This window comes from Aeromonas sp. 604176 (genome assembly GCF_049170755.1).
GTDB lineage: Bacteria > Pseudomonadota > Gammaproteobacteria > Enterobacterales > Aeromonadaceae > Aeromonas > Aeromonas veronii_A.
On sequence record NZ_JAAKNE010000001.1, the window covers coordinates 77,798 to 89,711 of the forward strand.

The 11,914-nt window shown below is 61.0% G+C and carries 12 protein-coding genes; 10 read left to right on the forward strand and 2 right to left on the reverse strand.

The window, feature by feature from the left end:
* Positions 1-78 precede the first annotated feature (78 nt).
* From cydD to G5358_RS00365, 4 genes are all read left to right on the forward strand, one after another.
* Entirely contained in the window at positions 79-1,848 is a 1,770-nt protein-coding gene (cydD, locus tag G5358_RS00350; RefSeq protein ID WP_421323369.1) for a heme ABC transporter permease/ATP-binding protein CydD, read from the forward strand.
* Complete coding sequence (gene cydC / locus G5358_RS00355) at positions 1,841-3,571, forward strand: heme ABC transporter ATP-binding protein/permease CydC (protein ID WP_421323370.1); 1,731 nt, start codon at positions 1,841-1,843, stop codon at positions 3,569-3,571. Before cydD ends, cydC begins: the two co-directional genes overlap by 8 nt.
* Before the next feature lie 163 nt (positions 3,572-3,734).
* On the forward strand, positions 3,735-4,106 hold the full coding sequence (gene rcsF / locus G5358_RS00360) for an Rcs stress response system protein RcsF (RefSeq protein ID WP_013723982.1): 372 nt from the start codon (positions 3,735-3,737) through the stop codon (positions 4,104-4,106).
* A gap of 9 nt (positions 4,107-4,115) precedes the next feature.
* Positions 4,116-4,502, forward strand: a complete 387-nt coding sequence (locus tag G5358_RS00365; RefSeq protein ID WP_421323371.1) for a DUF488 domain-containing protein — start codon at positions 4,116-4,118, stop codon at positions 4,500-4,502.
* A 159-nt stretch (positions 4,503-4,661) separates the two neighbouring features.
* Here the strand turns inward: G5358_RS00365 and G5358_RS00370 are convergent, their stop codons facing one another.
* Positions 4,662-5,660 (reverse strand): NAD-dependent epimerase/dehydratase family protein, encoded by a 999-nt coding sequence (locus tag G5358_RS00370; RefSeq protein ID WP_421323372.1) that lies wholly within the window; start codon positions 5,658-5,660, stop codon positions 4,662-4,664.
* 212 nt (positions 5,661-5,872) lie between these two features.
* Here G5358_RS00370 and tsaA point away from each other — a divergent pair, with 212 nt between their 5' ends.
* The 6 genes from tsaA to G5358_RS00400 all read left to right on the forward strand — a co-directional run bounded on the left by tsaA (position 5,873) and on the right by G5358_RS00400 (position 10,826).
* A complete protein-coding gene (tsaA, locus tag G5358_RS00375; RefSeq protein WP_421262901.1) occupies positions 5,873-6,577 on the forward strand; it encodes a tRNA (N6-threonylcarbamoyladenosine(37)-N6)-methyltransferase TrmO in 705 nt (234 codons plus the stop codon).
* 288 nt (positions 6,578-6,865) lie between these two features.
* Positions 6,866-7,414, forward strand: a complete 549-nt coding sequence (locus G5358_RS00380; RefSeq protein WP_421323373.1) for a cytochrome b — start codon at positions 6,866-6,868, stop codon at positions 7,412-7,414.
* Between the two features lie 230 nt (positions 7,415-7,644).
* The gene (locus tag G5358_RS00385; RefSeq protein ID WP_216953181.1) at positions 7,645-8,319 is read left to right on the forward strand and encodes a response regulator; all 675 of its coding nucleotides are present in this window, start codon (positions 7,645-7,647) and stop codon (positions 8,317-8,319) included.
* A complete protein-coding gene (locus G5358_RS00390; protein ID WP_216953180.1) occupies positions 8,319-9,701 on the forward strand; it encodes an ATP-binding protein in 1,383 nt (460 codons plus the stop codon). Before G5358_RS00385 ends, G5358_RS00390 begins: the two co-directional genes overlap by 1 nt.
* 181 nt (positions 9,702-9,882) lie before the next feature.
* The gene (locus G5358_RS00395) at positions 9,883-10,371 is read left to right on the forward strand and encodes a TIGR00645 family protein (RefSeq protein ID WP_040065876.1); all 489 of its coding nucleotides are present in this window, start codon (positions 9,883-9,885) and stop codon (positions 10,369-10,371) included.
* Positions 10,372-10,577: 206 nt separating this feature from the next.
* Positions 10,578-10,826: a DUF3297 family protein gene (locus G5358_RS00400; RefSeq protein WP_005347440.1), complete on the forward strand. Its 249-nt coding sequence runs from the start codon at positions 10,578-10,580 to the stop codon at positions 10,824-10,826.
* Positions 10,827-10,954: 128 nt separating this feature from the next.
* Here G5358_RS00400 and G5358_RS00405 read toward each other — a convergent pair.
* The coding region (locus tag G5358_RS00405; RefSeq protein WP_421323374.1) for an NAD(P)/FAD-dependent oxidoreductase at positions 10,955-11,914 on the reverse strand (960 nt) is incomplete at its 5' end.

Genomic DNA, 11,914 nt, shown 5'->3' on the forward strand with positions numbered 1-11,914 from the left:
CAACACAGATAATTTACAAGGTTGCCAAGGCCAAACGGCAAGGATAGTCTTGCGCCACTCGACGCGAGGATGGTGGTAATGGATAAAAAAACGCAAAAACGTCTCTATGGCTGGTTGCGCAAGCAATCGAGTCACGGTCGCTGCTGGATCACGATATCCATCGCTTTTGGCCTTGGCCAGGGCATTCTGATGGTGGCGCAAGCCTGGCTGCTGGCGACCCTGTTGCACGGCTTTATCATAGAAGGCTCCGCGCCTGAGCAATCCATCACGCTCTTTATTACCCTGCTGCTGGTGACGCTTGGCAAAGCGGCGCTGGCCTACGGCCGCGAAGTGGCCAGTTTCAAGGCGGGCAGCGCGGTGCGCCAGACCATCCGCCAGCTGGTGCTCACGCGCTTGAGTCGTCTCGGCCCTGCCTATATCCAGCGCCGCCCGGCCGGTAGCTGGGCCAGCCTGTTGCTGGAACAGATTGAAAACATGCAGGATTTTTTCTCCCGCTATCTGCCGCAGATGGCCATCGCCGTCTTTATTCCGGTGGTCGTTCTGGTGGCCGTGTTCCCGGTCAACTGGGCGGCAGGTCTGATCCTGCTCGGCACTGCGCCCCTCATCCCCATCTTTATGATCCTGGTAGGTGTGGGCGCCGCCGATGCCAACCGCCGCAACTTTCAGGCGCTGGCCCGTCTCTCCGGCCACTTCCTCGATCGGCTGAAAGGGCTGCGTACCCTGCAACTCTTTATGCGTACCCAGGCAGAAGGTGACGCTATTCGCGACGCCTCGGAAGATTTTCGCGAGCGCACCATGGAAGTGCTGCGCCTGGCGTTTTTGAGCACCGCCGTGCTGGAGTTCTTCGCCGCTATTTCAGTGGCGCTGGTCGCCGTCTACTTCGGCTTCTCTTATATCGACCATCTGAACTTTGGTAGCTATGGGGTCAAGGTCACCCTCTTTACCGGCCTGTTCGTGCTGTTTCTCGCCCCCGAGTTCTACGCCCCGCTGCGAGAACTGGGTGCCCACTACCACGCCAAGGCGCAGGCCATCGGCGCTGCCGAGCAGCTGCTTGAATTCCTCGAAGCCGAGGTGAGCGAACCGGCCGCAGGCACGGCGCCGTTCCATGCCGACAGCCCGGTCAAGGTAGAAGCCAAAGGGCTTGAAGTGCTGAGCGCCGAAGGCAAGGTGCTGGTCGGCCCTATCGATTTCACCCTGGAAGCCGGTTCGCGCACCGCCCTCATCGGCGTCAGCGGCGCAGGTAAGAGCTCGCTGGTCAATGCACTGCTCGGCTTTGCCCCCTATAGCGGTGAACTCAAGGTCAACGGGCAGGAGCTCGCCACCCTCGACATGAGCCAGTGGCGCCTGCAACTGGGCTGGCTCTCGCAAAACCCGCAGCTGTTCCACGCCTCCTTGCGCGACAACCTGCTGCTGGCCAAGCCAACGGCCAGCGATGCAGAGCTGGAAGATGCCCTGAAACGGGCGCAGGCGTGGGAATTTGCCATGGAGAAGGGGCTCGACTATCCGGTCGGCGATCAGGCAGGCGGCCTCTCGGTCGGTCAGGCTCAGCGCCTCGCCCTGGCGCGAACCCTGCTCAAATCAACCCAGCTGATGGTGCTCGATGAGCCGACCGCCAGTCTGGATCGCCACTCCGAACGCGCCATCATGAGCACCCTTGAGCAGGCGATGGCTGGCCAGACCCTGCTGATGATCACCCACCGCCTCGACCAGCTTACCAAGATGGACAAGATAATGGTGCTGGCCCGCGGCCAGCTGGTGGAGCAAGGCAGCTTCCAGCAACTTAGTTCTGGGCAGGGGCTTTTTGCCCGCCTACTCTCCCAACGTTCCGGAGGTTCTCTCGATGAGTGATCTGTTGCCGTTTCTGCGCCTCTATCGCCAACACTGGCTCAGCCTCACCATTGGTTTGCTGCTGGCGCTGGTGACCCTGGCCGCCGGCATGGGGCTGCTCTCCCTCTCCGGCTGGTTCCTCTCCGCCGCCGCCGTGGCGGGAATGACCGTTGCGACGACCCATGCCTTTAACTACATGACCCCTGCAGGCGGGGTGCGCTTCTTCTCCATCGTCCGCACAGCCGGTCGCTGGGGTGAGCGGGTAGTGAGCCACGACGCCACCTTCCGGGTACTGACCCGACTACGGGTCTGGTTCTGGCAGAAACTCTCGCCGCTCTCCACCGGTACTCTGGCCGGTTTCCGTCAGGCGGATCTGCTCAACCGGCTGGTGGCCGACATCGATGCGATGGACCACGTCTATCTGCGGCTGATCACCCCCATAGGCGCGGCCCTGCTCAGCACCGCCGGACTGGTCTTCTTCCTGTCGTTTTTCGACAGTCGCCTCGCCCTCACCCTGGGTGCCATTCTGCTGTTTGGCATGATTGCCCTGCCGCTGGTGTTCTACTTCCTCGGCCGTCGCCCCGGTCAGGCTCTGATTGCCGAAAAATCGACCCTGCGCACCCGGATGGTGGACTATCTGGATGGTCAGGCCGAGCTGCAGATGTTTGCCGCCGCCCCCAAGGCGCTGGTTGAGCTGCAACAGGCCGAACAGGCGCTGCTCGTCGCGCAGGCCCGGATGGCCAAGGTGAGCGGGCTGGCCAACTTCTCGGTGCAACTGCTGAGCGGCTGGACCCTGACCCTGATGCTCTGGCTGGCCGGTCATGGGGTAGCGGGTGCTGCACCCGACCCCATCACCGCGCTGATGGTCTTTGCCACCCTGGCAAGCTTCGAGGCACTGATGCCGCTGGCGGGGGCTTTCCAGCACCTCTCCACCAGCCTCACCTCGGCACGCCGCCTGAACGAGATCCTGCAAGAGGCAAAAGCCCCCGTTTGGGGCGACGAGCAGACCCACGCCACCGCTGGCGCGCTGCAGATCAATGACCTCTATTTTGGCTACCCCGGCAACCCCCAGCCGGTGCTGCGTGGCTGCACCCTGCAACTGCACGCCGGTGAGAAGCTGGCGCTGCTGGGCCAGACCGGCTGCGGCAAATCGACCCTGATGGGGCTGCTGACTCGTGAGTGGAGCCCGCAGGCTGGCAAGATCCTGCTGGGTGGCAAGCCGCTCACCGACTACAGCGAAGGGGCGCTGCGCGCCTCCATCTCGGTTGTGAGCCAGCGGGTGCATCTGTTTGCCGATACCCTGCGGGGCAACCTCAAGCTGGCCGCCCCGACCGCCACTGACGAGCAGCTGATTGCGGTACTGACCCAGGTCGGACTGGCCAATCTGCTGGAAGATGAGGCGGGCCTCGACGCCTGGCTCGGTGACGGCGGCCGCCCCCTCTCCGGTGGCGAGCGTCGCCGTATCGGTATCGCCCGCGCCCTGCTGCACGATGCGCCGCTCTGGCTGCTGGACGAACCGACCGAAGGGCTCGACAGCCAGACCGAGCGGGAGATCATGGATCTGCTGTTCCGGCTTGGGGCAGCTCGCACCTTGCTGCTCATCTCCCACCGCCTGCTGGGGATGGAGCAGATGGACCGGATTGCCCTGATGGAAGAGGGGCAGATCCGCCTCTGCGCCCCTCACAACGAGCTGCTGGCGGATGATTACTACCGCAGCCTCTATCAGCGGCTGGCTCCGGTTTGATATCAGGCTGATGGGGGTCACACCCTGACAACCGGGCGCAAAACGGGGCTGGTCGCCGCAGGCGGCTGGCCCCTATAATGTCCCCCTCATTATTCAACAAGATGCCGACATGGAGCGCCTGCGCATTTCTACTGTCCTCATCACCGACACAAGATACGAGACGATGAAACGCCTGATCCTGATGATGCCCCTGATTGCCTCCGGCTGTGCCAACTACGCCTTCAACAGCAATCTGGATAAAGAGAACTTCGACGAATACTTCAAACCCGGTAGCGTGCGCATCTATGAACAGGATGAGCTGGCTGACCTCAACTACCTCTACCTTGGCACCATCGAGGGTGAATCCTGCCAGGCCGATGCCAACCAGCCGGTGCCCAACGCCGGTGAAGCGCGCACCCTGGCCCGCCGCCGCGCAGCCGACATGGGTGGCAACGGCGTCACCATCGACAAATGCGCCGAATTCAGCGACACCCCGGGGTGCCTGAAACAGGTGATCTGCTACGGGCAGGCGCTGAAAGTGGCCGAAGAGAAGTAACCCGCTGTCATGGCCCTTGCTATCGTTCGCCTTGGCAGCCCGCGCCAGCCCGATGAGGGGCTGCGGATCGGCACGGTGCGCCGCCCGCCCCGCGGCGTACCCAAGAGCGAATTTGCCAGCCAGCATTGGTACGATGTCTGGTTTCCCAACCTGGCCCCCAGCAGCGAGACCATGAAGCTGGGGCAGGCAGCCGAGACACCCGCCCAATGGGCGGCGTTTGGCAAACAGTACAAGGCCGAGATGGCGCAACCTGCCGCCAGGCATGATCTGGCGCTACTGGCCGCCCTCTCTCATACCACCAACCTGTCGGTGGGCTGCTACTGCGAGCAGGAGTCCCGCTGCCATCGCACCATTTTGAAAGAGCTGCTGGTAGCCGCGGGGGCCACCATTCGCTAACTCGGTGAGCGACAGCGATGTGATGGGGAATCGCGTCAGCCTTTATTCGGCAACCATCAGGCATGGATAGAGAGAGAGGGCATCCCGTGGGATGCCCTCTCTCGTTGTATTCACACCTGCCGCGCCACGCTCGGTAGCAGCGGCACGATGCTCCCTCTCCTATTGCAGACTGGGCGCCAGCAACAGCTGCCGTAGCGAAATCTCCTCGGCCTGAGTCATGGCATTCGCCGCTACCCCGGCGGCAGGCTCGATGGCCAGCCAGTGGGCAAGGTCGGCGGCGGTCTCCTCCAACGGCCGGAAGTTCAATCCCTTCACGATGGCCGCCTCGGCGCTTACAGAACCGTAACCGGCAAACTCCGCCTGCGCGCAGGGCAAGAGGGTGGGATAGCTCTGCCAGGGCTCGATTCCGGCTGCCATCAGGGTCGACCAGGGCAACCACTCGGGCTGGATGGGGCGGGCGGGCTGCAACCGGGCGCTCAGCCGCTCCAGCCAGTCGCAGAGGGTAATGCCGGGCTTGAGCAGGTTGAATGTGCCCCCCAACTGCTGCTCCGCCGCGCGCAACACAAACTCGGCACAGTCGCGCACATCGAGATACTGCAAGCGATCTTCACCACTGCCCGGCAGCAACCAGGGCCCGCCCTGCTGCACCCGCTTAATCCACCAGGCCATGCGACCGGTGGGATCATGGGGGCCGCACAGCACGCCCGGGCGCAGGATGCAGAGCCGCTCACCCCAGCGGGCGCGATACTCCTGCTCGCACAACACCTTGAGGGGGCTATAGTCAGTGGGCATTTCACCTTCGGGGATAGGGTGCAGGGGCGCCGACTCATCCATTCCGGGAATTGAGAAATCGCGATAGACGCTGATAGTGGAGATAAAGATCAGCCGTGCGCAGCGCCCGAGCAAGGCCGCCGAGAGGCTCGCCGCCTGCTCGGGGTGATAGCAGCAGGTATCGATGACGAGATCCCACTGCAACCCGGCCCCTTGCAGGGCTCTCAGGCTCTTGTCCCTGTCGCCGGTGAGCTGCACCAGATCGCGCCAGTCCGGATGCTGGTGCAGGCCGCGATTGAACAGGGTCACTTCATGGCCCCAATCTAGCGCCAGCGCGGTGAGGTGGCGCCCCAAAAAGCCGGTGCCACCGATAATCAGCAATTTCATCCCTCTCCCTCCCCCTTCGGCGCGAGTGCGCACATTTCATCCTGACACGCCAATGCCTCCACCCTACGCAACTCGGCGTGCGGGCACAGCCCCCGACTGGCCGGGATGGGACAGGGATCACGGCAGCGCCGCAGAAAAGGGCGTAGCGAGGCCAAGCCTGCGTTTTGGGGCCGCCTGTGCTAAATTGCCGGGGTTTTCAGTCAGGATCCGCCATGAAGTTCGAAATCGACACCCTCGGGATCATCCGCTCTCCCTACAAGGAGAAGTTCGCCATCCCCCGCCAGCCCGGTCTGGTTAAATCGGCCCGCGCCCGCCTCGAGCTGCTCCCCCCTTACGATCAGCCGGATGTGCTGCGCGGCATCGAGCAGTTCTCCCATCTGTGGCTCAGCTTCGTGTTTCACCAGACCATGGCGCAAGGCTGGCACCCGACGGTGCGCCCGCCGCGCCTTGGCGGCAACGAGCGGGTCGGCGTCTTTGCCACTCGCTCCACCTTCCGCCCCAATCCACTCGGCCTCTCGGTGGTCGAACTGCAAGGGGTCGGCCGCGAGCGGGGCAAACTGTGGCTGGAGCTGGGGGCGGTGGATCTGCTCGATGGCACCCCCATCGTTGATATCAAACCCTACATCCCCTATGCCGACAGCCTGCCGGGTGCCCGTGGCGGCTTTGCCCCCGACGCCCCCACCCCGCCACTGGCGGTGAGCTTCAGTGCCGAGGCCGAGCAGCAACTGCAACCCTGGCTCAAGGCCCATCCCGAGCTGCGCCAGCTGGTGAGCGAAGTGCTGGCGCAAGATCCGCGCCCCGCCTACAAGAAGGGCAAACCCGATGAGAAGGAGTACGGGGTGCGGCTGTTTGACTGCAACGTCCGTTTTCGCATCAACGAGCCGGATTGCGTGGTGCTGGCCATCGAGCCTGCCTGAACCTTGGCAGGCCGACATCACGGATGCTATTTCACGCCTTCTTCACGTCACAAGGGGCTTAATGAGCCTGTAAATTGTGTGGCATTGATCAGACTATCCACCCGGTTGCCAGTGATACCATGCAGACAGCAGAGGGCATCTCCTCTCTGACTGAGGCCAGCAGCAGGCTATCGATGTATGGCAAGCATGACTGCCCGGCAGTTGCCGCCAAAGGATCTGGCCTCGCCCCGACACGCTTGAGTGCGGGGATACCACACGGATGTGACAGCACTTCGAAGGAACAAACCTATGCTGATGAACAGTGAACAACGTTATGGCCCCCTGAATATCGGGCTGCACTGGCTGACCCTGTGGGCCATGATCGCCGTCTACGCCCTGATCGAATTTCGCGATATCTTCCCCAAAGGGGACCCTGGCCGGGATCTGATGAAGGAGTGGCACTTTATGCTGGGGCTGCTTATCTTCGCCCTGGTGTTTGTCAGACTGGCCCTGCGCTGGATGAGCCCGACGCCCCGTATCGTGCCCGAGCTCTCCCCGATCATGCACAAGCTGGCAAAACTGGCCCACCTCGCCCTCTACGGTTTTCTGATTCTCACCCCGCTGTTTGGCTGGCTGCTGCTGAGCGCCGCGGGCAAGCCCATACCCTTCTTCGGGCTTGAGCTGCCTGCCCTGCTTTCCCCAAGTCCGGACCTCAAGGGGCTGATCAAGGAGGTACACGAGACCCTAGGCAATATCGGTTACGCCCTGATCGGCCTGCACACGGTGGCGGCCCTCTATCACCACCATATTCTCAAAGACAACACCCTCACCAATATGCTGCCGCCACGCCGCAGCTAACAAGCAGCAGAACAAAAACAGAAGGGGCACACATTGCCCCTTCTGTTTTTTGAACGCGACAAGACCGGTGTCTATGAAGCGGCCCACTGCTCAGGCCTCTGACAGGTCTCTACAAGCAGAACGCCTTATGATTCAGTCCCGATACAGGAGCTGCACGATAGGATTCGAATTGACTCAAAGCGACATACACTTTCTAATTGACAGTCTGGACCCCTATGACCGTTCACATCATGAAAATTCTGTTGGTCGAAGACGACAAGCTGCTCAATCACCACCTCTCCTCTCTGCTGACCGAAGCCAACAATCAGGTATACAGCACCGATCAGGCCGGAATTGCGTTGCACTATGCCGCCGACTACCCCATTGATGTGGCGATCATCGATCTCGGTCTGCCCGATATGGATGGCTTGCAGTTGATCCGCCAACTGCGCGAACGGCAGATCCCCTTCCCCATCATTGTGCTGACCGCCCGTGGCAACTGGCAGGACAAGGTCGAAGGACTGGAGGCGGGGGCTGATGACTATCTGGTCAAACCGTTCCAGAAAGATGAGTTGCTGGCCCGCCTCAATGCCTTGATGCGCCGCAGCGCCGGCTTTATCTCCCCCAGAGTGAAGGCCGGTGATTACGAGCTGGATCTCTCCCGCAAGGAGCTGACCATCGACGGTGAAGTGGCAGTGCTCACCAGCTTTGAATACCTGATTCTGGAGTACCTGATGCGCAACGCCCGTCAGGTGGTCTCCAAGCAGCAGTTACTCGACCAGCTCTACGGCGATGGAGAGGGGGATCCCAACACCATAGAGGTGATGGTGAGCCGCCTGCGCAAAAAGCTGGATCCGGAAGGGACGATTCAACCCATCTCGACCATCCGTCGTCAGGGCTACATCTTCAACCTCTCCTGTAGCTGATGCAGTTTCATCTGCCACGTCCCATCAGGATGCTCCGCAGCTCTCTGCACATCAAACTGCTGCTCAGTTCGCTGCTGGTCATCGCACTGAGCATGGGGTTCGCCGTCTATGCTCTCTACCTCGGCCACATGGAGGAGCAGAGCCAGAAGGCGAGCGCCGGCATGCAGGAGAACCTGGCCAAGATGTTCTCCTCTACCAAGCCAGTCAACAGCGAAGCCACCGAGATCGGACGCATTTCCCGCCAGGTCAGTAACAGCAATCTCGATACGCTGATCTGTCGTGCCGATGGCGAGCTGATTTGGTCGAGCCTCCATATGCCGGAGGTGATCAAGGCCAAACAGACCATCTGTCGGGACCTGATGAAGTATCTGGGGGGAATGGATCTCGACTACTTCTTCAAGAAGCACACCATCAAGAACGGCGAGAGCTACTTCGTCTACAGCCTGCGTTTTACCCGCAATCCCGGCAGCGGCACCACAGCCTACTACGTGGTGATGATTGACTCGGCCAAACGCTATCACGAAGAGTCCCGCGCCTACCTCTACCAGACGGCCAAACAGGCGTTGCTCGCCTATCTGCTGCTTGCCGGGCTGCTGCTGCTCACCACCTTCTGGAGCCTCCGCTCCCTGCGCACTATCGCTAATCAGCTCGACGATATCCGGGCAGGCAAGCGGGATGCTATCGCCCATGATTTTGAACGGGAGTTGGCCCCGCTGACCGACTCCATCAACCAGTTGCTGGAGAACGAACGCCAGCAGACCCAGCGCTACCAGCATGCCCTCAACGATCTCGCTCACAGCCTGAAAACACGGCTGGCGCTGATACAGATCACCACCCGCGAAATGAAGCTGGGGAGGGAGATCCACGACAACATCAATGAACAGATCCTCACCATGGATCAGATGATCCAGTACCAACTCAGACGAGCCGTCACCGGTCGCCAGCGCCTCGCCAGCAAAGGCACCGAGCCGGTACCGCTCATCGAGAAGCTGCTGGCCAGTCTGGCCAAGGTCTATCGCCACAAGAAGCTGCAGACCCACTTCCAGTTCGATGATGATGCCCTCTTCCACGGCGAACAGGGCGATCTGATGGAACTGATGGGCAACCTGCTCGACAACGCCTGCAAATTTGCCATCAGCGAAGTGAAGGTGACGGTACGCCGCCATCTCGATCGGTTACGCATCGAGGTAGAAGATGATGGCCCGGGCATCGATCCGGCCAAATCGGAGCAGATCTTTCAGCGTGGCGTGCGCGCTGACAGCTCGCCCGGCCAGGGCATCGGTCTGGCTGTCGTGACCGAGATCGTTCACAGCTACGGCGGCCAGATCCGGGTCGATGAATCTCCCCTCGGCGGTGCCCGCTTTACCCTGGATCTTCCCTGACACCGGATGGGCAAGGCCACTAGCCCTGCCAACCGCTCCATCGCCCTCCCCGGGGTTAAAAAATCCCGCCTGGCACCACCCAATTCAGCAATATGCTATCGAGATACTTGAGATGTGATGCATCTCGGTTAAGCTATGGCCGACTCGTTTGTTAACCATTTGATGGATCTTTAATCGCACTATGGAAAACATGTTTGAAAGATTGATGTACGCATCCCGCTGGATCATGGCCCCCATCTATCTTGGGCTCAGCCTCATACTGCTGGCACTGGGGGTGAAATTCTTTCAGGAGATCCTCCATATCCTGCCCAACATACTGGAGATGAAAGAGGTGGATCTGGTGCTGGTCACACTGTCGCTGATCGATATCACCCTGGTAGGGGGACTTATCGTGATGGTGATGTTTTCCGGCTATGAGAACTTCGTCTCGCGCCTCGATGTAGGGGATGAGAGCGACAAACTGGTGTGGCTCGGCAAGCTCGATGCCGGCTCCCTGAAAAACAAGGTCGCCGCCTCCATTGTCGCCATCTCCTCCATTCACTTGCTCAAGGTGTTTATGAATGCCGAAAACCTCCCCAACGACAAGATCAAGTGGTACCTGCTGATCCACATCACCTTTGTCCTCTCGGCCTTCGCCATGGGCTACCTCGACAAGCTGACCCGCAAATAGAAGTCAGCCTGTAATAGACGCTATGCCCGATAACGCAATCCGGATCGGGCATAGCGGTCGCCCCGAGCTGGGGATGGATTGGCAACGGGGATAAGCAAGTCACCAACATAAATGGCCGCCCGCCTTGGCCGGTATTGTGGCCGCCTTGAATGCCATGGCGGCATTCTCTACAATGACCCACTTTTTATTCATTTCGGGTTATATCGATGAGCGATACCAGCACCAAACCGGCTCTGCCGGATCACCTCTCCTGCAATCCCCGCAGCCCTCACTATGTGGCAGCCTGCTTCGAGCACCCGATCGGTATTCGCCTGAACGGCAAAGAGCGCACCGATGTCGAGGAGTACTGCATCAGTGAAGGCTGGGTGAAGATCCCCTCCCCCAAGGCGCTGGATCGCCGTGGTCAACCCATCCTGATCAAACTCAAGGGCACCGTCGAAGCCTATTACAGCTAATCGCGGCAACCCGCTTCGGGTAAAACAGAAGGCCACCCTCGCGGTGGCCTTCTGTTTTTCGGCATTTGTGCTGGCATCTGCGCTCGCATTGTCGCCAGCACCAGACCATATTTCTCGCCGGGCAGCCCTTATACCCCCAGCCGATCGCGCAAGGTGTACCAGGCGGCGCCCGCGGCGGTGAAGGGAATGCGGAACAGGCGACCGCCCGGGAAGGGGTAGTGCGGCAGCTTGGCAAAGGCATCGAAGCGCTCCGCCTGACCGCTCAGCACCTCGGAGAGCAGCTTGCCCGCCAGATGGGTACAGGTGACACCGTGGCCGCTGTAGCCCTGCATGTAGTAAATGTTGGGGCCGATGCGACCAAACTGTGGCAGCCTCGACAGGGTGAGCAGGAAATTGCCTGTCCAGGTGTACTCCACCTTGACGTCTTTAAGCTGGGGGAAGGTCTTGAGCATCTTAGGGATGATCAGCCGCTCGATATCTGCCGGATCCCGTGCGCCATAGACCACGCCACCGCCATAGATCAGCCGGTGATCGGCGCTGGTGCGGTAGTAGTCGAGCAGGTAGTTGCAATCCTCCAGGCAGTAATTCTGCGGCAGCAGCTCGCGGGCCCGCTCCTCCCCCAGCACCTCGGTGGCGATCACCTGGGTGCCACAGGGCATGCTCTTGCCAGCGAGCTCGGGCACCAGATTGCCGAGGTAGGCGTTACCGGCCACCACTATGTAGCGCGCCTTCACCGCTCCTTTGGCGGTCTTGACCAGAGCAGGCTGGCCCGGGGTGATGCTGGTAACGGCCGACTGCTCGAAGATCTGCCCACCCTGCATGCGGATCGCTTCAGCCTCGCCGAGAGCCAGATTGAGGGGGTGAATATGGCCGCCGCTCTTGTCGAGCAGGGCGCCGACGTAGCGATCGCTCGCCACCACTTCGCGCACGCCTCTGGCATCGAGCAGCTCCAGCTTGTCGTTGCCCCACTTCTGCCAGCGCGCCTGCTGCGCCTTGAGCTCGTGGAACTGTTTCTCGGTCTCGGCGGCAAAGACGCCCCCCTCCTGCAGATCGCACTGGATGTTGTAGCGTTTGATCCGCTCGCGGAT

Bases quoted from the DNA above. Each gene is read 5' to 3' on its own strand.
- G5358_RS00390 (WP_216953180.1), top strand. From the start codon at position 8,319: ATGCAGTTTCATCTGCCACGTCCCATCAGGATGCTCCGCAGCTCTCTG.
- rcsF (WP_013723982.1), top strand. From the start codon at position 3,735: ATGAAACGCCTGATCCTGATGATGCCCCTGATTGCCTCCGGCTGTGCC.
- cydC (WP_421323370.1), top strand. From the start codon at position 1,841: ATGAGTGATCTGTTGCCGTTTCTGCGCCTCTATCGCCAACACTGGCTC.
- G5358_RS00395 (WP_040065876.1), top strand. From the start codon at position 9,883: ATGGAAAACATGTTTGAAAGATTGATGTACGCATCCCGCTGGATCATG.
- G5358_RS00365 (WP_421323371.1), top strand. From the start codon at position 4,116: ATGGCCCTTGCTATCGTTCGCCTTGGCAGCCCGCGCCAGCCCGATGAG.
- G5358_RS00370 (WP_421323372.1), bottom strand. From the start codon at position 5,660: ATGAAATTGCTGATTATCGGTGGCACCGGCTTTTTGGGGCGCCACCTC.
- cydD (WP_421323369.1), top strand. From the start codon at position 79: ATGGATAAAAAAACGCAAAAACGTCTCTATGGCTGGTTGCGCAAGCAA.
- tsaA (WP_421262901.1), top strand. From the start codon at position 5,873: ATGAAGTTCGAAATCGACACCCTCGGGATCATCCGCTCTCCCTACAAG.
- G5358_RS00385 (WP_216953181.1), top strand. From the start codon at position 7,645: ATGAAAATTCTGTTGGTCGAAGACGACAAGCTGCTCAATCACCACCTC.
- G5358_RS00400 (WP_005347440.1), top strand. From the start codon at position 10,578: ATGAGCGATACCAGCACCAAACCGGCTCTGCCGGATCACCTCTCCTGC.
- G5358_RS00380 (WP_421323373.1), top strand. From the start codon at position 6,866: ATGCTGATGAACAGTGAACAACGTTATGGCCCCCTGAATATCGGGCTG.